Below are 18,881 nucleotides of genomic sequence, written 5' to 3'. Positions count from 1 at the left end.
CGGTGGATCCGGCGACCGTCCACCATACGCTGTATGGCTTGGGGTTCCGCACCGGTCCCGCCCGGGGTGGCCCGGCCCCCGACGGACCGGTACGCGATGATGGAATGTCCGCGGGGCGCGCGGGCCCGGTGCCGTGCCCGCGCCCGCCCGTACGGCGACGACGCCGCGGCGCACCCCGCACCACCTGCACCACCTGCAACGACAGCCGAGAGATCGGCGAGAGGTACGGCCCCCATGGCAGCGCGCATCCTCCTGGCCCGGCACGGACAGACCGAGTGGTCCCTCTCCGGCAGGCACACCGGCCGCACCGACATCCCGCTCCTGGCGGAGGGGCGCACGGGCGCGAAGCTCCTGGGCGAGCGGCTGCACCGCGCGCCCTGGGACGGGCTGCCCGGCGTCGAGGTGCGCACCAGCCCGCTGCGGCGCGCCAAGGAGACCTGTGAGCTGGCCGGTTTCGGCGACCGCGCCGAGGAGTGGGACGCCCTCATGGAGGTCGACTACGGCGCGTACGAAGGGCTGACGCCCGCGCAGATCCAGGAGCGGCAGCCCGGCTGGCTCCTGTGGCGCGACGGCGTCCCCGAGGGCGAGACGCTCGCCGAGGTCGCCGCGCGGGCCGACCGCGTCATCGAGTGGGTGCGCGCAGCCGACCGCGAGGTGCTGGTCTTCGCGCACGGCCACATCCTGCGCTCCCTGGGCGCCCGCTGGCTCGGTCTGGACGTCGCGTTCGGCGCCCGTATCCGCCTCGACCCGACGTCCCTGTCGGTCCTGGGGTGGGCCTACGGCGAGCCCGCCATCGAGCGCTGGAACGACACCGGGCACCTGGGCTGACGGCGCCCGGACCCGTGGCGGGTCAGCAGATCCGGCGGGGCGCCGGGAGCGCCGCGTGCCGCTCCAGGAAGGCGGCGACCTCCTTGACGGAGCGGTGCGGCCGCAGCGTGCGGGCGGTGGAGTCGAGCATCGCGCGGATCCGCGAGGACTTCACCTGCCCCAGCAGCCGCAGCGCCCGGCTCCCGGTGGCGCCCGCCTCCTCGGGGGACCCGTCGGCCGCCAGATCGGCCGCCAACTCCGTGGTGAACAGCGCGATGTTCCGGGTGAAGTGCGGCTTCTGGAGCGCCACCGCCCGGCGTGCGTGCCTCACCGCGCGCCCCCCGTCGCCCAGTGCCGTCCAGCACTGCGCCTCCAGGCCCTCCAGCTCGGCCTCCCCGTAGAAGCTCATCCACTCCGGGTCGTGGTCGCAGGGCCCGCTCCCGAAGAACCGCCGGGCCCGGGAGAGCGCGCGCTCGCAGCCGGAGCGGTCGGCGAGCAGCGCCAGCCCGCCCGCCTCCCGCAGTGCCAGCAGCGACTGGAGCCGGGGCGAGGCGAGGCGCCGCGCGGCCCGCTGGGCGGCCTGTGCCGCGCGGACCGCCTCGCGCGGGCGCCCGGCGTCCCGGGCGAGGAAGGCGGAGTTGCAGAACGCGTGCGCCTCCAGCGCCGCGTCGCCGCAGACCCGGGCGGTGGCCAGCGCCTCGGCGTAGTGCGAGCGGGCGACCTCGAAGCGGCCCGAGTCGTGCGCCAGCCAGCCGACGGAGAGGGCCAGCTCCCCGCCGCCGCGGTGCAGCCGGTCGGCGACCGTACGCCGCTCCGCGCCCGCGTCCAGCAGCGCGTAGGCGGAGTGCAGCGGCGCCGTCGCGCGGTGGTAGATCTCGTCCGCGCCGTACCGGTCGTCGAGCAGCCGGATCTGCCGGACCGCGTCCTCCAGGGCGGTGGCCTCGGCGGCGCCGGGACGGCCGCCGGGGGCCGGCCGGGGCGCGGGGACGGCGAAGGCGGGTGGGGCGGCGATGCCCAGGGCGGCCGCCGGGCCGCCGGTGATGAACACGCGACGCAGCACGTCGCTCTCCTCGCAGCTCTGGATACAGGTATCGCGGTGGTCGGGTTCGGGTGCCAGGGGCGCGGCGCTCACCGCCGCCGTACGCGCCCCCCGTCCGCGTACCGCCTCGCGCGCCGCGAACCCCATGTCGGACAGCGACAGTCCGGGGAACATGTGCCGGAACACGCGCTCGTACGCGTAGTTCGGGCAGCGGATCTCCCCGGACTCGACGCGGCCCACGTAGCGGGCGTCGCACGAGACCTGCTCGCCGATTTCACGGGCGGACCGTCGGACCGCCGCCGCGAACTCGCCCGGCGACAGCTTGCCGCGCAGCTGCCGGAAGGCGGTGTTCGGACGGGCGGGGACGGTGCGGGACGACGCTGAACGCGCTGCTGGCGACGTCATGGCGGACCTCTCCGTGCCCTCTCCGTGCCCTCTCTGCGGCGAGGCCGCTTCCTGGCGGAGCGGCGGCACGACCGTACCGGCTGTGACGGCGGCGATACGGAGGGTATGGCTACAAAACGGATATCTCGCCCACGATCCGCCATGAACTGCCATCCTTTGCGGCGGTCCGGCGCCGTAGCTGTTGACGGGTCACGCCGTTGGACACGGTGTCGATACCCAGCAGTTCAGAAGGAGGGGTTTTCCGTGCGGAAGTCCGGTGTGGGCGAAGGCGGCACGAGGTGCGCCGAGGCGGGGGAGCCACCTGATCGCGCTCCGTTCTGCGACCTCGTCACGGTGCCCGCCCGGCAGGGGCTCGAAGCCGTCGACATCCTGCGGCTGCGCGACGGCGTCGGCCCGGTCCTGCACGACGGCCCCTGCCAGACCCTCGGCTTCCTGGTGCCCGCCGGGACCGCCGAACGCTGGGACCTGCCCGGCAGCGCCTGCACCCGGACGTTCGGCCGCGGAGCCGACCGGGCCGTCGGCCGCGACGCGCCGGAGCCGCCGGTGACCGGCACCGGCTGGCTGGTGCCGCCCGAGGGCGCGTACGGCGACGCCACCGACCCGGTCGTGCTGCGCGCCGCCCTGGGCGAGGCGGCCCGCACCATCGAGGCCGTCGACCGGTGCCGCTGACACCCGGTCGGGGCAGCGGAAACGCCCCGGCGCCGCCCGGCGTACGGGGGCGGCGCCAGGGCGCGCAGAATCGGTCGTGCGCCGTCAGCCGGCGGGCTGCGCCGCCTCGTCGGCGTACGCCGCACCGCACGGCGTCCGCTCCAGGGGCGGTGCGGCGGGCGCGGTCCGGCCCGGCGCCGGACGCGGGATGGCCAGGCTGCCCGGCCCCCGGCCCAGCCGCCGCCGCACCCCGCGCAGCAGCCGCCCCGCGGTGAACGCCGTGCCGTAGACGGAGCGCATCGCCGGGCCGAACGACGCCGCGGCCAGCGGGCCCGCGAAGAACAGCCCCGGCCAGGACGATTCGAAGAGCCCGCTCAGCTCGGGCGCCCGGCCGGGCCGTACGGTCCGCAGCCCCTCGCGCACCCGCGGATCGAGCAGCCGCAGCCGCCGCAGGTCCGGGACGAACCCGGTCGCCGCGATCACATGCTCGGTCTCCACCACCGTGGACCGGCCGTCGGCGGCGGCCAGTTCGAGGCGGACGGCGCCGTCCCCGGGGACCGCGGCGCGCACCCGGTGGCCGGTCAGCACCGGCACGGCGGTCTCGAACCGGTCCCGCAGCCACCAGGCCCCGGCCGGCCGCGGCGGCTGCGCCGCGCCCCGGCCCCGGGCCCCCGCCGGCAGCCACCGCACCGCCCAGGGCAGTTCGGCCCGCAGCCAGTGCGTCCACCCGGTGCCCAGTCCGCTGTGCGGGGCGCGCAGCGCGGCCGGGAACGGACGGTCCAGGGACGGCGGCGCGTCCTCCCAGTGGATCCGCCCGGCCCGCGCCACGACCCGGGCCCGCGCGCCCAGTTCGGCCAGCAGCACCGCCGTCTCCAGCGCCGACTGACCGCACCCGACGACCGTCACGTCCCGCCCGGCGAACCCGGACAGATCGCGGTGGTCGCTGCTGTGCGAGGCGAGCGCGGCGGGCAGCCCGTACAGCGGCTCCGGGCGGCGCGCGAACGGCACCGCGCCCACCGCCAGCGCGACGGTACGGGCCCGGATCCGCTCCCCGTCCGCGCACTCCACCAGGAAGCCGCCGCCGTCCGGCCGCACCGCGGTGACCGCCCGCTCCTCCACCTCCGACGTCACCGCCCGCTCGCCGAACCACCGGCCGTACGCGGTGAACACGGTGCCCGGCAGCGGCACGCCCTCCCGCACCGGGATGCCCGCCTGCGCGCAGTACGTGGCCAGGGTGTACGTGCCCGCCGGGTCGGACAGGTCCGACGACCAGGGCGCGGAGGTGAGATACATACCGCCGGGCATGTGGTCCCGCCACGCGGCCATCGGCCGGCCCAGGACCCGCGGGCGCAGCCCGGCCGCCGCCGCGTGCGCGGCGATCGAGAGTCCGTAGGGGCCGGCGCCCACCACCACGAGGTCGTCCATGGAAGATCCTGCTCCTTCTCGTCGTGCGGTTCTCGTCGGTGCGGCGCCGTACGGGCCGCGGCGTCGGGGTGGGGTGCCCGGTGCGTCAGCCCGTCAGCGACGGGTCCGACGCGGCCGTCTCCGGGGGCGCGGCGGGCTGCGGCACCCCGGCGCCCGCGGCCGGTGCCCGGTACCCGGCGGCCCGCTCGTGGAGCGCGGCCAGCGCCCGTGCGGCGCGGTCCGCCCCGTAGTGCGCCACCACGGGCGGCGGGGGCAGCCGCCGCGGCGCCACGAGCCGCTCCTCGCGCAACACGGCGGCCAGCTGATGCGACCGGGCGCCGGTGCGCCGGGCCCCGGGCGCCATCTCCCCGGCCGGCCCGTCGAGGGCCGGGCACCCGGTGTGGATCACCGGCAGCCCCGCGGCCAGCGCCTCCACCACGGCCGTGCCGAACGCCTGCGCGGGCGCCGGTGCGACGAGGACGTCGAGCGCCGAGAAGAGCGCGGGCAGCCCCGGGTCGCCGTCCGCACCGCCGCCCCCGTGCCAGGCGCCCGGCAGCAGGACGCGGTTGCCCACGCCGAACTGATCGGCGGCCCGCCGCAGCGCCGCCCGCTCCGGCCCGTCCCCGGCCAGCACCAGCCGGGCGCCGGGCACCTGCGCCACCGCGCGGATCAGCACGTCGAAGCGCTTGCCGGGCACCAGCCGCCCGGCGCCCCCGACCACGAACGCGTCGGCCGCGAGCCCCAGCCGGGCGCGGACCGCCGCGCGGGCGGCCGGGTCGTACCGGAAGGCGTCCGCGTCGACCCCCGGGGCGAGCGTCTCGATGCGCTCCCCGGGGACGCCCAGGCGGCGCAGCCGGTCGGCGACGGGCGCCGAGACCGCCACCGTCGCCGTGCCCAGCCGCTCGGTGCGCCGGTAGCGGGCGCGGGCACGGCGGGTCAGCGGACGGCCGTCCATCTCCGTCGCGCCCAGGGTGTGGGCGGTGGCGACGACGCCCCGGACACCGGCCAGCCGGGCGGCGATCCGGCCCGTGACACAGGCGCGGTAGCGGTGGGTGTGGACCACGTCGTAGCCGCCGCGGCGGATCAGCCGGACGAGCCGGGGCAGGCCGGGCGGCCCGTCCAGGGCGAGGACGGATCCGCCGTCGGCGCGGATGCCGTCCCCGACCGGCCCGTCGCCGCTCAGGCTGACGACGTCGCAGCGGTACGGCAGCCGGGGCAGCATCAGCCGCAGCTGCTGCTCGGCGCCGCCCACCTCCAGTCCGGTGACGAGGTGCAGGACTTTCACCGGTTACCTCCTTACGGGCCCGGGGGCCTCTGGGCGGGTCTCATGGGCGGCGGGCGGTGACCACGGCGCACCGTGCTTTTCCGGTGCGGGCTTCTTCTTTCGTTCCCGTCATTCCCCTCGGACCGTGCGGAGGGGAATCCGGAGCCATTCGGCGGCGAGTGGCGGTGTGTGCCGCCGAATGGCTCCGGCCGTGCGCTTCCCGTGTGGCGGCAGCGGTGGGAAGCGCACCGTTCTCCAGGGAAACGGAAAAGGCGCAGGACGCCGACGTACCGGAGACGCATCCGGCGCCGCGGTGGGTCCGGCGGGCGGAATTCCGGGGAATCGCGGTGCATACGCCGCCGCGCGGTCTCCCCGGAATTCCCGGGCCCCGCGAATCGGACTGCGGGGCATCACGTCCTCCTGACCGGCAGCTGCCGAACAGGAATGCACTCTGGCAGAGAGTGCCCTGCCGCACCGGGCGGCACGCCGGACGACGGGCGCGGATACGGCACCGGGGCGATCCCCGCAACCCCCGGGGCGGGGTGCTGTCTTCCATAAGACTGAACGTTTCTCCCTGACGGTGGAATGCCCGCATCCCCGCGCGATCCCGGTCGTTGGGCGCGTTGTCCCATTCGTCAAAAGGAAAGGAAACGGGCGATGAAGCGGATCGTCACGTCGGCCGTTCTGGCCACCGCCAGCTGCGCATTCGTGATCGGTGGCGCGGGGATTTCCTCCGCCACCGACGGCGGTCACGAAGGCGGCCACGGCGGCGCCACCGCCGTCGGCGTCGCCACGCACTCGCCGGGTGTGCTGAGCGGAGACAACATCGAGGTGCCGATCGACATCCCGGTGAACGTCTGCGGTAACAGCATCGACCTGGTGGGGCTGCTCAACCCGGCTTTCGGGAACACCTGCGCCAGCAAGTGACCCGGCCGCCGGATCCGTCAGGCGTCCGGCCGGGACCGTAGGGGTGAGGGCGGGCCGTCGCGACTCAGGTCGCGGCGGCCCGTTCGCGGTGCGGGGCCCGTCCGCGGGGGCGTGCGCCCGCGGACCACGCGCCGGGCCGCGGCGCCCCTGTGTCCCGTCCGCCCCGCCCTGACCTGCGCGGACGCCGCCGTCCCCGGCCGTCACGCCCCGGTGGACCGGCCGCCATACTGAGGGCATGGCGAAGAGCAGACGCGGGCGCGGTGGCGCGGAATCCGTGGTGGAGACGGTGGACGGCGGCGTCGCCGAGCTGCGGCCCGACCGCGACCGGCCCCGGGCCCGGACCCTGCTGATCGACGGCGCCCCGCAGTCCTTCGTCGACCTCGACGCCCCCGATCACCTCGACTTCTCCTACCAGCGGCGCCTGGGCCACGCCGCCGACCTGGTGGCACCCCCGGGCAAGCCGCTGCACGCCGTCCACCTCGGCGGCGGCGCCCTCACGCTCGCCCGGTACGTCGCGGCGACCCGGCCCCGCTCCACCCAGCAGGTCGTGGAGATCGACGCGCCGCTGGTCCAACTGGTGCGCCGGGAACTGCCGTTGGAGAGCGGCTGGCGCATCCGGGTGCGCGGCGGCGACGCCCGGGAACAACTGGCCAAGGTCCCCGACGGCTGGGCCGACCTGATCATCGCCGACGTCTTCCGCGGCGCCCGTACGCCCGCCCATCTGACCAGCACCGAGTTCGTCACCGAGGTCCGGCGGGCGCTGGCGGACGGCGGCTGGTACGCGGCGAACATCGCCGACGGGCCGCCGCTGCGGTTCCTGCGCGGTCAGATCGCCACCGCGGGCGCCGTCTTCCCCGAGCTGGCGCTCACCGCCGACCCGGCCGTCCTGCGCGGCAAGCGGTTCGGCAACGCCGTGCTGCTCGCCGCCGCCCACCCGCTGCCGGTCGCCGAGCTGACCCGCCGCGCGGCGAGCGACCCGCAGACCGGCCGCGTCGAACACGGCCGCGCACTACGGGACTTCACCGGCGGCGCGGCCCCCGTCACCGACGCCACGGCCGTCGCCTCCCCGCAGCCGCCGCCGGACGTGTTCGCTTGACGGGAACGGGCGGCCCGGCCCCGCGCCGGGCCCGGAGGCCGGGGGGCGTCCTCACTCCACCCGGCTGCTGCTCCGCCGACTGCTCTCGCTGATCTGCACCATCGGCGGATGGCCGTCCCAGGTGCACAGGACCGTGGCGTGGCGGTCGCCGCCGCTGCCGGTGAACTCCACCCGGATCAGGGCGTCCTGCTTCCACACCTGCATCTCCCAGCCCGCCTCCGGCGTCGCCGACACCAGCTGCGCCGAGTCGGGCCGCAGATCCAGCACCACCCGGCCGCCGGACGTCGTGAAGCTCTTGACGGTGCCGCCGCTGTCCACCGGTACGGCGGTCCGCTGCGGGGAGGGCCGGTCGCTGGGCGCCGCGTTCCCGGTGGGGGCGGGCGGCGCGGGCGGCGACGGCGTCGGCGACGGCGAGGCGGTGGTCGCCGTGGGGGAGGGCTTGGGGCGGTGCGTGGAGGACGACTGCGGGGCGGCCGTCTCCGCCGAGGGCGCGGCCGCCGCCGAGAGCGGCACCGCACGCGGCGGGTCGTACGCCGAACCGGACAGCACCGCGTGCACCCCGAACCACGAGAGCGCGACCGCACCGCCGGTCGCCAGCGTCCACGCCCCCGTATGCATCAGCCCGCGCCGCATCCGGCTCATTCCCGCACCACCCGCCACCCCGCGCCCGGTCCCGTCCGCCCGGCCCGCGGCACCACCGGGCAGGCGTCAACTCCGCGCCGGACGATACCCCCGGATGGCGTACGGTGCCGCCCATGGCAAGTGTGCTCGTCGTCGAGGACGACCCGTTCGTCCGCTCGGCCCTCATCCGGCATCTGACCGAGGCGTCCCACACCGTACGGAGCGTGGGCACCGCCCTGGAGGCGCTGCGGGAGGTGGCACACATCGGCTTCGACGTGGTCGTCCTCGATCTCGGACTGCCCGATCTGGACGGCGCCGAGGCCCTGAAGATGCTGCGCGGTGTCACCGACGTCCCCGTGATCATCGCCACCGCCCGGGACGACGAGGCCGAGATCGTCCGGCTGCTGAACGACGGCGCCGACGACTACCTGACGAAACCCTTCTCGGTCGAGCACCTCTCGGCCCGGATGGCGGCCGTGCTGCGCCGCTCGCGCGCGGGCGGCACGGCGGAGGCACCGTCGCGGCAGGTACGGGTCGGCGGCCTCTGCGTCGACCCGCTGCGCCGCGAGGCCACGCTCGACGGCGCCGTACTCGACCTGACCCGCCGCGAGTTCGACCTGCTGGCCTTCCTCGCCGAACGCCCCGGCGTCGTCGTCCCCCGTAAGGAACTCCTCGCCGAGGTCTGGCAGCAGTCCTACGGCGACGACCAGACCATCGACGTCCACCTCTCCTGGCTGCGGCGGAAGCTGGGGGAGACCGCCGCCCGGCCCCGCTATCTGCACACCCTGCGCGGGGTGGGCGTGAAGCTGGAGCCGCCGCGGTGAGATGGGCCTTGGTCAAGGTGGCGCTGGCGGTCACCGCGATGGTGGTGGTCGCCTTCGCCGTCCCGCTGGGCCTGGTCGTCAAGGAGATGGCACGTGACCGGGCGTTCTCCAACGCCGAACGGCAGGCCGCCACCATCGGCCCCGTCCTCGCCATCACCACCGACCGCACCCAGCTCGAACGCGCCCTCGCCAGCGCCGAGACCGGTCCCGGCGGCCGGATCGGCGTCCACGTCCCCGGCGACGGCAAGGGCGCCAAGCCGGTCGGCATCGGCTTCCGCCGCGCCTCGGACCGCGACGTCGCCTCCGTCGTCGCCCTCGGCCGCGCCTCCATCGCCCCCGTCCGCGGCGGCTCCTCGCTGCTCCAGCCGACCGCGGTGGCGACCGGCGTCGCCGTCGTCGAGGTGTACGTCCCGGACGCCGCGCTCGGCAACGGCGTCGCCACGTCCTGGCTGGTCCTCTCCGGCGTCGGCCTGGCACTGATCATCGGCTCGGTCGCGGTCGCCGACCGGCTCGGCACCCGTATGGTGCGCGCCGCGAAACGGCTGGCCGGGGCCGCGCACCGGCTGGGCACCGGCGAACTCGGCGTCCGCGTACCGGAGGAGGGCCCCAAGGAGCTGCGGTCGGCCGCCACCGCCTTCAACTCCATGGCCGACCAGGTCGTCCAGCTCCTCGCCAACGAACGCGAACTCGCCGCCGACCTCTCCCACCGGCTGCGCACCCCGCTCACCGTCCTCCGGCTCAACGCCGCCTCGCTCGGGGACGGTCCGGCCGCCGAGCACACCCGGGCCGCCGTCGAGCAGCTGGAGCGCGAGGTCGACCAGATCATCCGCACCGCCCGGGAGCAGACGTCGCACCATCAGAAGGCGGCGGCCACCGCGGGGTGCGACGCGGCCGAGGTGATCCGGGAGCGGATGGCGTTCTGGTCGGCGCTGGCCGAGGACGAGGGCCGCACCGTCCGGGTGGCGGGCGCCCATCGCCCGCTGCGCGTCCCGGTGGCCCGCCCCGATCTGGCCGCCGCGCTCGACGCGATGCTCGGCAACGTCTTCCGGCACACCCCCGAGGGCACCGCCTTCGCCGTCGACGTGCACCACGCCGGTCCGGCCGGGAACGCCGTCATCGTGCTGGTCTCGGACGCCGGTCCCGGTATCGACGACCCGGACGCCGCACTGCGCCGCGGCCACTCCGGCGGCGGCGACGGCTCCACCGGCCTGGGCCTGGACATCGTCCGCCGGCTCGCCGAGTCGACCGGCGGCGACATCCGCATCGGCCACTCCGTCCTGGGCGGCACCGAGATCCGCGTCTGGCTCGCCCTCGACGGCCACGGCCCGCCCGGCACCCCCCACCACAGCGGTACGCACCGCCTCCGCCGCCGCCTCCCGCTCCGGGGACGCCGTAAGGGGAAGACGGGCTGAGGGACGGCCAGGGGGCGCACCCGCCGTGCGCCGGGGAGCGTCCCGCGCTGCCACCCGCGCCTCCTTCAGCCACCTCTTTCCCCGCCCGCGCACCGGGCATGACCCCTTCAACTCCCGTACCGTTCCCCTCGTTTGCCCGGTCCGCCCCGACGTTCCGCACCCGCGACGACAGGCAGGTGTACGCCATGAGCCCCCCGGCCCCGCGCCGCCGTACGAGCCGCTCGGCCAAGCTGTTCTCGGCCGGTGCGGCCGTGGCGGCCACCGCCGGTGCCGCGTTCGCCGCCGTCGTACCCGCCCCGCCCCACCACGCCCCGCGCCCCGCCGCCTCCAGGCCGACCGAGGAGGCCGCCGCCCCCGGGGCGACCCCCACGCCCGCCGGACCCGCCCGCCGGACCGCCGCCTTCTCCCCGTACCTCGACACCTCGCTCGGCCCCGCCCCCGACCTCCTCGGCGCGGCGCGCCGGACCGGTGTCGACCACTTCACCCTCGCCTTCCTCACCTCCGACGGCGGCTGCAACCCGGCCTGGGGCGGCGACGGCGACCTCGCCGACGACCCCGTCGCGCGGCAGATCGACGGTCTGCGGGCGGCCGGCGGCGACGTCCGGGTCTCCTTCGGCGGCGCCGACGGCTCCGAACTCGCCCTGGCCTGCCCCTCGGCCGACGCCCTCGCCGCCGCCTACGCCAAGGCCGTCGACCACTACCGGCTCACCGCCGTCGACCTCGACATCGAAGGCGGCGCCCTGGCCGACACCGCGGCCAACACCCGCCGCGCCCGCGCCCTCGCCCGGCTCCAGCGTAGCCACCCCGGTCTGGACGTCTCCCTCACCCTGCCGGTCATGCCCGACGGCCTCACCGAGGACGGCGTACGCCTCGTGGCAGGCGCGCGGCGCCACGGCGTCACCGTCTCCACCGTCAACGTCATGGCGATGGACTACGGCGCCTCCTACGACGGCGACATGGGCCGCTACGCGATCCGCGCGGCCACCGCCACCCAGGCCCAGCTGAAAGACGCCCTCGGGCTCGACGACGCGGCCGCCTGGCGGGCCGTCGCCGTCACCCCGATGGTCGGCGTCAACGATGTCCGCACCGAGACCTTCACCCCCGACGACGCCGCCGAACTGGTGGCCTTCGCCCGCCGCAGACACCTCGGCGGCCTGTCCATGTGGTCCGCCGCCCGCGACCGCCCCTGCCCCGGCGGCCCCCGCCGCTCCGCGTCACCCACCTGTAGCTCCGTCGACCAGCGCCCGCTCGACTTCACCAGGGCGTTCGCCCCGTACACCGGCTGACGCACCGGACCGCGGCGCGCCCTACCCGGTGACCGCCGCCCCGCCCCGTACCGCCTCCCGGAACGCGGTCGGGGTGGTACCGGCGTGCCGCTGGAAGAACTTGGTGAAGTTGGCGGCGTCGGCGAAGCCCAACCGGCCGGCGATGGCCGTGGCCGAGCCGTCGCCGTGCGCCAGCAGCCGCTTCGCCTCCAGCACCACCCGCCGGTCGATGAACTCCTTCGCCCCGATCCCGGCCGTCGCCTCCGCCGCGCGCGACAGCGTCCGCGGCGCGTACCCGAGCGCCCGCGCGTAGTCCGCCACCCGGCGGCTGTGCGCGAAATCCCGCTCCACCGCGTCCCGGAACCGCAGGAACGTCGCCCCCGCCGCGCACTCCGCGTCCGCCGCGGGCACCTCCGGATGCGCCACCCGCAGCACCAGTACGGCCAGCAGATGCCGCAGCACGTCCAGATGGGCCGCCCACGGCAGCCCGGCCCGCTCCCCGAACTCCGCGTGCAGCTGGTGCAGCGCCGCCGCCGCCCGCTCCGCCGCCGCGCCCTCGGGGTGCCGGACGGCCGGGCCGTACCAGTCCTCGATCCGGGCCGCGGCCGCCGTCGCCGGATCCAGGAACCCGGGCTCGAACAGCACCAGCAGCCCCTCCGCCCGCGCCAGGTCACCGAAGTGCTGCACCTGCCCGGGCCGCGACCACAGCCAGTCGCCGGGGCCGACGGTGTGCTCCCGGAAGTCGACGGTGTGGTGCAGCCGGCCGCGTTCGACGGTGAGCAGATGGTGGAAGCCGGGCCGGTGCGGGGTGGCCAGCCGGCAGGCGTCGGCCCGCTCGCGCAGCTCGGCGAGGGTCAGCACCTCGACCCCGGACGGCCGCCCGGCCGGCGCGGAGAACGCCACCTCCGGAATCTCCCGCCCGGCTGCGGCTTCCCGATCCTGTCGCATTTTTACCACCACACGTCCCATGTCCACCGCGATCCACACACCTGACGGCCCTAGCGTAGAAGACGTCGGCCCCGCCGATGACGGAAAACGGAAGCCCGCCCCGGATGCGGCAGACCCCAGGAGAGACCATGTCCACGCTCGCGATCTTCGGCGCCAACGGCACCATCGGCAGCCGCATCGTCCAGGAGGCCCTCCGCCGCGGCCACCAGGTCACCGCGGTCGTCCGCGACCCCGCGAAGCTCACCCTCACCGACCCGAACCTCACCGTCACCACCGGCGACGTCCTCGACCCGGCGTCCGTCGCGCAGGCCGCCGCCGGACAGGACGCGGTGATCAGCGCGGTCGGCGGCGGCGACGGCCCCGGCCACATCGCCACCATCAAGCCTGCCGCGGAGGCGCTCGTCGCAGGTCTGCGCACCCTCGGCGACGCGGCCCCCCGGCTGCTGACCGTCGGCGGCGCCGGCTCCCTCCGCAAGCCGGACGGCACCCAGGTCTGGGACGCCGAGGGCCTGCCCGAGTTCCTGCTCCAGATCATGCACGCGCACGGCGACGCGCTGGACTTCTACCGCACCGTCTCCGACGTCCGCTGGACCAACCTCAGCCCCGCCGCGCTCATCGAGCCCGGCGAGCGCACCGGCAGCTACCGCACCGCCACCGACGACCTCGTCGTCGCGGCGGACGGCAGCAGCCGCATCTCCGCCGAGGACTACGCGGTCGCCCTCCTCGACGAGATCGAGCAGCCCCGCCACACCGGCGAGCGCTTCACCGTCGGCTACTGAGCCGCGCGCACACGACGGGAGGGGGAGACCGGTGCCCGGTCTCCCCCTCCCGTTTCCGCAGGTCAGCGCAGGCCCATGGCCTCCCGCAGGGTGCTGAACAGGTCCGTCTGGTTGGTGACGCCCAGAACCCGGTACGCCTTCGGCCCCTGCGCCGCGATCCGCACCTGGGTGCCGGTGTGCTCCTGGGACTCACCCGGCGGGTTGGTCCCGTAGTTGACCTTCAGCTGCTGCCCCTCGTCGGTGACGAGCGTGGAGGTCAGCCCGGGCGGGGCCGCCTCCAGCGGGACGATCTGGCTGGAGTGGCCGTGGTCGGCGGTGGTCACCACGAGCGTGTCGGGGTGCTTGGCCGCGTAGTCACGGGCGACCTTGACGGCGCGGTCGAACGCGGCGGTCTCACCGATCTGCCCGCACGGGTCGGCCGCGTGGTCCTGCTTGTCGATCGAGGCGCCCTCGATCTGCAGGAAGAAGCCCTTATTGGCGTGCTTCTGCTTCGCCTCCAGAAGCTGGATCGCCTTGCTCGCGGAGTCGGCGAGGCTCGGCGTGGCGCCGGGGCGGCCCGGGTTGGAGGTCACACAGCGCTGCGGGTCGGCGCCGCCCTTGGCCGCCGGCTTGCCGGTCCACTCGGTGGGCACATTGCCCGGCGCGAAGAGCCCGAGCACCGGCTTGCCCGGCTTCGCCGCCTTCATCGAGGCGTCGTCCGTGACGACCTGGTAGCCCAGCTGCTGCGCCTGCCCGGTCACCGTCAGCCCCTTGTACCGGCCGTCGGTCACCTTCTGGTCGAACCGCTGCTTACCGCCGCCGAAGAGGACGTCGACCTTGTGGTTCACGGACTGCTCGGCGACCGAACCGGGCCCGCCGCCCGCCACCGCGTCGGTCGGGCACTTGGCCATGTCGGCCGGTCCCTGGCAGGAGCGGTCGGTGACGTGCGAGGCGAGCACCGCGGGCGTGGCGTCGGTGAGTTCGGCAGTGGTGACGGAGCCCGTCGCGTAGCCGCCCTTCTGCGCCAGCTCCAGAATCGTCGGCACCGCCTTGTCGGTGTCCGGCGTCTTGGAGATCCGCCCGTTCACCGTCTTGCGCCCGGTCGCCCACCCCGAACCGCTCGCCGCCGAGTCGGTCACGTAGTCCGGCGTCCCGTCCTTGTGCACGGCGTACGTGGTGTACGCACCGGTGAGCGGGAAGCGGTCCATGTTCAGTCGGCCGTCCGCGCCGACCGTGTAGTCGCGGGCGAGCGTGATCTCCGAGTCGCCCATGCCGTCGCCGATCAGCAGGATGACGTTCTTCGCCTTACCGCCCTTGATGGCCTGCTGGGCCTGCTGCTTGGTGTCGGAGGCACCGGCGGCGGTGGTGACGGCCACGGTGGCGGTGGTCGCGGCCACCAGGGCGGCACCGATCATGAGGTGGCGACGGGCGGGTCTGGGCATGGAACGGCTCCTCGGAAGCTTCATGGGGCGGGTGACGACGAGACGTACACCACCAGCCGTCGGTGAAGCTCCGATGACGCTCCGGCGATCTCGCTGCATCCGGGACATGACACACGAGTGCCGGGCCGGGGGAGCGGTCTGCGAAGAAGCGGCCCGCGCTCGGGAAACCCGCGCTCGGAAAGAAGCGGGAAACGGCGAAGGGCCCGATCCGCTTTCGCAGACCGGGCCCTTCGCCGTACTGGGGTGAGTAACGGGACTCGAACCCGCGACATCCTGGACCACAACCAGGTGCTCTACCAGCTGAGCTATACCCACCATGGCCGGTGCTTGTGTGGTTCCTTTTCCCCACCGGCTGAGAAAAAGTGTACAGGGTCCGAAGGAGTGCTCGCTCCCGGCTTTCGCGGTGCCGGGAGCGAGCTACGTCACTACGGCGTGGCCGGGGCCACGGGCGGCACCACGTGCTTGGCCGCGAGGGCCTTCGCGGTGTCGGAGTCCGGGCCGGGCTGCGGCACGAAGACCGCCTCCCGGTAGTAGCGCAACTCCGCGATGGATTCACGGATGTCGGCCAGCGCCCGGTGGTTGCCGCTCTTGTCCGGACTGTTGAAGTACGCCCGCGGATACCAGCGCCGGGCCAGCTCCTTCACCGACGACACATCGACGATCCGGTAGTGCAGATAGTTCTCCAGCGTCGGCATGTCGCGGTGGAGGAAGCCCCGGTCGGTGCCGACGGAGTTGCCGCACAGCGGCGCCTTGCCGGCCTCCGGCACGTGCTGACGGATGTACGCCAGCACCTGCTCCTGGGCGTCCTCCAGCGTCGTGCCGCCGTCCAGCTCGTCCAGCAGCCCGGAGGCGGTGTGCATCTCGCGCACCACCTCCGGCATGGTGGCCAGCGCCTCGGCGGGCGGCCGGATCACCACATCCACGCCGTCGCCGAGTACGTTCAGCTCCGAGTCGGTGACCAGGGCGGCCACCTCGATGAGCGCGTCGGTCGCCAGCGAGAGACCGGTCATCTCGCAGTCGATCCACACCATGCGATCGTTCATACGACTCACCCTACGGGGCGCTCACGCTGGCTGGGCAGCACGGGGCGTCCGGCACCCCGCCCGACCGGCTGCTCCGGAAGGCGTGCCGCATAGGCGTCCGACTGCGGTTTCCCGGCCTCCGGGTCGGCGGTGGCCAGCGCCGCGGCCGGATTGGCCAGCGCCGCGAACCGGTCGCCCACCGTGGCCGCCGCCCGCTCGCTCCGCTCCGCTCGCAGCCCGCCCTCGGGCGCACCGCCCTGCGGCCGCCGGGCCCGGTACGCCGCGCGGTACGCCGCGGGCGAGGCACCCAGCTGTCGCCGGAAGTGGCCGCGCAGGGCGACCGGCGAACGGAAACCGCAGCGCCCCGCGACCTCGTCGACCGAGTAGTCGGAGGTCTCCAGCAGCCGCTGGGCCTGGAGGACCCGCTGCGTGATCAACCACTGGAGAGGGGCACTCCCGGTCAGGGAGCGGAACCGCCGGTCGAAGGTGCGACGGCTCATATAGGCGCGGGCCGCCAGCGTCTCCACGTCGAACTGCTCGTGGAGATGCTCCAGCGCCCAGGCGACGACCTCGGCGAGCGGGTCCGCACCGATCTCTTCTGGTAAAGACCTGTCCAGGTAGCGCTGGTGCCCGAGGTCGGCCGCGGTGCGGCGGGGCGGGACGACCAGCCGGCGGGCCAGTGCGTTCGCCGCGTCCGCGCCGTGGTCGCTGCGCACGATGTGCAGGCACAGGTCGATACCGGCCGCCGTCCCCGCGGAGGTGAGCACATCGCCGTCGTCGACGAAGAGTTCACGCGGGTCCACATGGACGGACGGGTAACGCTTGGCGAGCGTCGGTGCGTACATCCAGTGGGTGGTGGCCGGGCGGCCGTCGAGCAGTCCGGCCGCGGCGAGGACGAACGCCCCCGTGCACAGCCCGACGATCCGGGCCCCCTCCTCGTGCGCGCGGCGCAGCGCGTCGAGTGCCGCGGGCGGCGGGGCCTGGGTGATGGAGCGCCAGGCCGGTACGACGACCGTCCCGGCCCGGGCGATGGCTTCCAGCCCGTAGGGGGCGGACAGCTCCAGCCCCCCGGTGGTGCGCAAAGGCGCTTCTTCGCCCGCGCACACAAGCAATCGGTATCGGGGAACGCCCGCGTCCTGGCGGTCGATTCCGAAGACCGAGAGCGGTATGGAGCTCTCGAAAATGGGGCCGCCGCTGAAGAGGAGCACCGCGACTATTTCGCGGCGTCGTCGGGCAGCGAGCTTGCGTGCGGGATCTGGTACGGCAGCGGAGTCCTGGCTCATGGCACTTAAGCCCCCCTCGGTCGTCTCGCCCTCTCGGTACTGCACAGCTCCCCCGCCATAACTACCAAGATCGAATCTACTGTGTCCCGTGAGGATGGCGTGCCAAGTTCACCACCCGCTGGTATGTCGATATGGCAACTTGGCGCGAAGCATTCGATCACGAAGCGTTCCACTCCTCGGGCCTGCAGGGAAAGTGCGCGTCTCGGCTCTGCCCGTTCGCAGTAGGGCACAACCATGCCGAGCGGTCCTTTCCGCCCTGCTCACGCCGGGGTTGGGGGGTGGTCGGACCAAGGTGGTGATCCGGACCCCAAGTTGGCTGAAAACGGTTGGGTCGGTGGTTGTGCGCTCCCTCTTCGAGCCCTGCGTACGTGTCGGAACACCCCCCGCTTCCATGCGCCCCCGTCCGCTTACGTCCTGCTCTGTCCTGATGTGCGGCGGCCGTCACGGCAGCCCCAGGGGTTACGGCGGGGATGTGGTCCCGGCGCCCGCCGGGCCGCGCGGACCAGGGGGTCCCGCCGGGCGCCCGGCGATGGCGGAGGGGCCCGCTCCGGGCGGCGGTCCGGGGCCCCGCGGGCGGCGCGGATGGCCGGAGAACGCCACACGCGTCCCAGGGGGTACGTACGGGGGCAGGCCGGGGCATTGCCAACCGGGCCCGGCTCCGGCATGCTCCGGGGGACCGTTCGAGGGGGAACCCCGCCCCGTGCGGGCGCTCTGGTGCCTCCGCGGCCTTCTGGGCAGCGGAGGAGTGGCGCCGTACTCTTGGGGTAAAGCCTTGGGAAGATGATTCCCGGTCGTATCGTTCTTCGTTGAACTAAGACGTCGGCCCCTCGATCGGGTCAGCTCAGTCAACTGCCGGATCAAGTCACACGCCGTCCCCCGTTCGCCCCTCCGCAAGAGGACGTCCTCGCCGAGACATCAATGGCCGGTCACGAATTTCCCGAACCCGCGCACCGCAAGCAGGTGGCCGACCCGCTGGCCGACCTCCGGGCGGCGGAAGAGGCGCACCATCCCTGTGATCCCGCGTTCCGGCACGGCGTCGTCGTCGGCTTCGACGGATCCATGTCGAGCGAACGGGCGTTGGCGTATGCAATCGGTATGGCGCGGCGCCTCGGCTCCGGCCTGATCATCGTGCATGTCGCCAACAGACTGCCGACGACCGTGTGGGCGGGGTGCGAACCGCCCGTCTTCGTGGACGTCCCCGACCACCGCACCGAGGTGCTGGGCCTGGAGCTGGCCTGCGCCGACCATCTCTCCGAAGTGCCCTGGATCCTCGTCGAGCGCGGCGGGGACATCTGCCACGAATTGGAGGAGGTCGGCCGGGAGTACGAGGCCGACGGCATCGTGGTGGGCTCCACCCACGGGATCGTGGGGCGGATCTTCGGCTCCGTCGCCGGCCGCCTGGCGCGCCGCGCACAGCGCCCGGTCATCGTCGTCCCCTGAGCACCGAGGGCCCGCCCGCAGCGGGCCCTTCCGTGCCGCCCCGGCGCGCCCGTACGGCGTTCGCCGTGCCCTGTGTCGCCCGCGCCGCGCCGACGTCCTCGTGTGCCCGCGTACGGCTCCCCGGTACGCGTCCGGATCTCCCCGGAGTATGCACAGTTGCGGGGGAGACATGGGGATTGCGGGCAGTCGTGAGATCAACTGCCGTACCGAGGTGGATTGTGACGGTGTGACGGGTAGATACCGGTCGGGCGCGACGGCCGTCCGGGCAGGTCCCGG

General features: G+C 74.7%; 17 protein-coding genes and 1 tRNA gene. 9 read left to right on the top strand and 9 right to left on the bottom strand.

Annotated elements, in window-relative coordinates; all coding sequences use genetic code 11:
• Window positions 1–234 precede the first annotated feature (234 nt).
• On the top strand, window positions 235–828 hold the full coding sequence (locus ACZ4U4_RS17765) for a histidine phosphatase family protein (protein WP_467874797.1): 594 nt from the start codon (window positions 235–237) through the stop codon (window positions 826–828).
• Window positions 829–850: 22 nt separating this feature from the next.
• Here ACZ4U4_RS17765 and ACZ4U4_RS17760 read toward each other — a convergent pair whose 3' ends face one another.
• A complete protein-coding gene (locus ACZ4U4_RS17760) occupies window positions 851–2,251 on the bottom strand; it encodes a tetratricopeptide repeat protein (RefSeq protein WP_467874794.1) in 1,401 nt (466 codons plus the stop codon).
• 243 nt (window positions 2,252–2,494) lie between these two features.
• Between ACZ4U4_RS17760 and ACZ4U4_RS17755 the strand changes: the two genes are divergently transcribed.
• Entirely contained in the window at window positions 2,495–2,920 is a 426-nt protein-coding gene (locus ACZ4U4_RS17755) for a hypothetical protein (RefSeq protein ID WP_467874792.1), read from the top strand.
• 84 nt (window positions 2,921–3,004) lie between these two features.
• Here the strand turns inward: ACZ4U4_RS17755 and ACZ4U4_RS17750 are convergent, their stop codons facing one another.
• Together ACZ4U4_RS17750 and ACZ4U4_RS17745 are read right to left on the bottom strand one after the other, a co-directional pair.
• Window positions 3,005–4,324, bottom strand: a complete 1,320-nt coding sequence (locus ACZ4U4_RS17750; protein WP_467874790.1) for an NAD(P)-binding domain-containing protein — start codon at window positions 4,322–4,324, stop codon at window positions 3,005–3,007.
• A gap of 85 nt (window positions 4,325–4,409) precedes the next feature.
• Window positions 4,410–5,588: a glycosyltransferase gene (locus tag ACZ4U4_RS17745; protein WP_467874787.1), complete on the bottom strand. Its 1,179-nt coding sequence runs from the start codon at window positions 5,586–5,588 to the stop codon at window positions 4,410–4,412.
• 636 nt (window positions 5,589–6,224) lie between these two features.
• On the opposite strand from ACZ4U4_RS17745, the gene ACZ4U4_RS17740 reads away from it, so the two are divergent.
• Both ACZ4U4_RS17740 and ACZ4U4_RS17735 read left to right on the top strand, forming a co-directional pair.
• On the top strand, window positions 6,225–6,494 hold the full coding sequence (locus ACZ4U4_RS17740; protein WP_467874785.1) for a chaplin: 270 nt from the start codon (window positions 6,225–6,227) through the stop codon (window positions 6,492–6,494).
• A 235-nt stretch (window positions 6,495–6,729) separates the two neighbouring features.
• Window positions 6,730–7,590: a spermidine synthase gene (locus tag ACZ4U4_RS17735; protein WP_467874782.1), complete on the top strand. Its 861-nt coding sequence runs from the start codon at window positions 6,730–6,732 to the stop codon at window positions 7,588–7,590.
• Between the two features lie 51 nt (window positions 7,591–7,641).
• Here the strand turns inward: ACZ4U4_RS17735 and ACZ4U4_RS17730 are convergent, their stop codons facing one another.
• Window positions 7,642–8,223 (bottom strand): hypothetical protein, encoded by a 582-nt coding sequence (locus tag ACZ4U4_RS17730; RefSeq protein ID WP_467875206.1) that lies wholly within the window; start codon window positions 8,221–8,223, stop codon window positions 7,642–7,644.
• Between the two features lie 122 nt (window positions 8,224–8,345).
• Here ACZ4U4_RS17730 and ACZ4U4_RS17725 point away from each other — a divergent pair, with 122 nt between their 5' ends.
• From ACZ4U4_RS17725 to ACZ4U4_RS17715, 3 genes are all read left to right on the top strand, one after another.
• A complete protein-coding gene (locus tag ACZ4U4_RS17725) occupies window positions 8,346–9,035 on the top strand; it encodes a response regulator transcription factor (RefSeq protein ID WP_467874779.1) in 690 nt (229 codons plus the stop codon).
• Complete coding sequence (locus tag ACZ4U4_RS17720) at window positions 9,032–10,447, top strand: HAMP domain-containing sensor histidine kinase (RefSeq protein ID WP_467874777.1); 1,416 nt, start codon at window positions 9,032–9,034, stop codon at window positions 10,445–10,447. Before ACZ4U4_RS17725 ends, ACZ4U4_RS17720 begins: the two co-directional genes overlap by 4 nt.
• 185 nt (window positions 10,448–10,632) lie before the next feature.
• Entirely contained in the window at window positions 10,633–11,733 is a 1,101-nt protein-coding gene (locus ACZ4U4_RS17715; protein WP_467874774.1) for a chitinase, read from the top strand.
• 21 nt (window positions 11,734–11,754) lie between these two features.
• Here the strand turns inward: ACZ4U4_RS17715 and ACZ4U4_RS17710 are convergent, their stop codons facing one another.
• Window positions 11,755–12,660 (bottom strand): helix-turn-helix domain-containing protein, encoded by a 906-nt coding sequence (locus ACZ4U4_RS17710; protein WP_467874772.1) that lies wholly within the window; start codon window positions 12,658–12,660, stop codon window positions 11,755–11,757.
• Between the two features lie 128 nt (window positions 12,661–12,788).
• Between ACZ4U4_RS17710 and ACZ4U4_RS17705 the strand changes: the two genes are divergently transcribed.
• Complete coding sequence (locus tag ACZ4U4_RS17705) at window positions 12,789–13,439, top strand: NAD(P)-dependent oxidoreductase (protein WP_467874770.1); 651 nt, start codon at window positions 12,789–12,791, stop codon at window positions 13,437–13,439.
• 62 nt (window positions 13,440–13,501) lie between these two features.
• On the opposite strand, the gene ACZ4U4_RS17700 is transcribed toward ACZ4U4_RS17705, so the two are convergent.
• From ACZ4U4_RS17700 to ACZ4U4_RS17685, 4 genes are all read right to left on the bottom strand, one after another.
• Window positions 13,502–14,860, bottom strand: coding sequence for an alkaline phosphatase (locus ACZ4U4_RS17700; protein ID WP_467874767.1), 1,359 nt, complete (start codon window positions 14,858–14,860; stop codon window positions 13,502–13,504).
• Between the two features lie 239 nt (window positions 14,861–15,099).
• A tRNA-His gene (locus ACZ4U4_RS17695) sits at window positions 15,100–15,175 on the bottom strand.
• A gap of 110 nt (window positions 15,176–15,285) precedes the next feature.
• Entirely contained in the window at window positions 15,286–15,903 is a 618-nt protein-coding gene (orn, locus tag ACZ4U4_RS17690; RefSeq protein WP_345084491.1) for an oligoribonuclease, read from the bottom strand.
• A gap of 5 nt (window positions 15,904–15,908) precedes the next feature.
• Window positions 15,909–17,165, bottom strand: a complete 1,257-nt coding sequence (locus tag ACZ4U4_RS17685) for a GlxA family transcriptional regulator (protein WP_467874763.1) — start codon at window positions 17,163–17,165, stop codon at window positions 15,909–15,911.
• A gap of 918 nt (window positions 17,166–18,083) precedes the next feature.
• On the opposite strand from ACZ4U4_RS17685, the gene ACZ4U4_RS17680 reads away from it, so the two are divergent.
• The gene (locus ACZ4U4_RS17680; RefSeq protein ID WP_030283209.1) at window positions 18,084–18,605 is read left to right on the top strand and encodes a universal stress protein; all 522 of its coding nucleotides are present in this window, start codon (window positions 18,084–18,086) and stop codon (window positions 18,603–18,605) included.
• Window positions 18,606–18,881: the final 276 nt, after the last annotated feature.

This window comes from Streptomyces sp. NPDC029159 (assembly GCF_055564055.1).
The sequence above is the reverse complement of the archived record's forward strand: the minus strand, read 5'-3'. Positions and strand labels throughout refer to the sequence as shown.

What these genes read in the sequence shown, in the direction of transcription:
- ACZ4U4_RS17740 (WP_467874785.1), top strand. Translation starts at nt 6,225, where the DNA reads ATGAAGCGGATCGTCACGTCGGCCGTTCTGGCCACCGCCAGCTGCGCA.
- ACZ4U4_RS17725 (WP_467874779.1), top strand. Translation starts at nt 8,346, where the DNA reads ATGGCAAGTGTGCTCGTCGTCGAGGACGACCCGTTCGTCCGCTCGGCC.
- ACZ4U4_RS17750 (WP_467874790.1), bottom strand. Translation starts at nt 4,324, where the DNA reads ATGGACGACCTCGTGGTGGTGGGCGCCGGCCCCTACGGACTCTCGATC.
- ACZ4U4_RS17680 (WP_030283209.1), top strand. Translation starts at nt 18,084, where the DNA reads ATGGCCGGTCACGAATTTCCCGAACCCGCGCACCGCAAGCAGGTGGCC.
- ACZ4U4_RS17765 (WP_467874797.1), top strand. Translation starts at nt 235, where the DNA reads ATGGCAGCGCGCATCCTCCTGGCCCGGCACGGACAGACCGAGTGGTCC.
- ACZ4U4_RS17760 (WP_467874794.1), bottom strand. Translation starts at nt 2,251, where the DNA reads ATGACGTCGCCAGCAGCGCGTTCAGCGTCGTCCCGCACCGTCCCCGCC.
- ACZ4U4_RS17735 (WP_467874782.1), top strand. Translation starts at nt 6,730, where the DNA reads ATGGCGAAGAGCAGACGCGGGCGCGGTGGCGCGGAATCCGTGGTGGAG.
- ACZ4U4_RS17705 (WP_467874770.1), top strand. Translation starts at nt 12,789, where the DNA reads ATGTCCACGCTCGCGATCTTCGGCGCCAACGGCACCATCGGCAGCCGC.
- ACZ4U4_RS17710 (WP_467874772.1), bottom strand. Translation starts at nt 12,660, where the DNA reads ATGCGACAGGATCGGGAAGCCGCAGCCGGGCGGGAGATTCCGGAGGTG.
- ACZ4U4_RS17685 (WP_467874763.1), bottom strand. Translation starts at nt 17,165, where the DNA reads ATGAGCCAGGACTCCGCTGCCGTACCAGATCCCGCACGCAAGCTCGCT.
- orn (WP_345084491.1), bottom strand. Translation starts at nt 15,903, where the DNA reads ATGAACGATCGCATGGTGTGGATCGACTGCGAGATGACCGGTCTCTCG.
- ACZ4U4_RS17730 (WP_467875206.1), bottom strand. Translation starts at nt 8,223, where the DNA reads ATGCGGCGCGGGCTGATGCATACGGGGGCGTGGACGCTGGCGACCGGC.
- ACZ4U4_RS17700 (WP_467874767.1), bottom strand. Translation starts at nt 14,860, where the DNA reads ATGCCCAGACCCGCCCGTCGCCACCTCATGATCGGTGCCGCCCTGGTG.
- ACZ4U4_RS17715 (WP_467874774.1), top strand. Translation starts at nt 10,633, where the DNA reads ATGAGCCCCCCGGCCCCGCGCCGCCGTACGAGCCGCTCGGCCAAGCTG.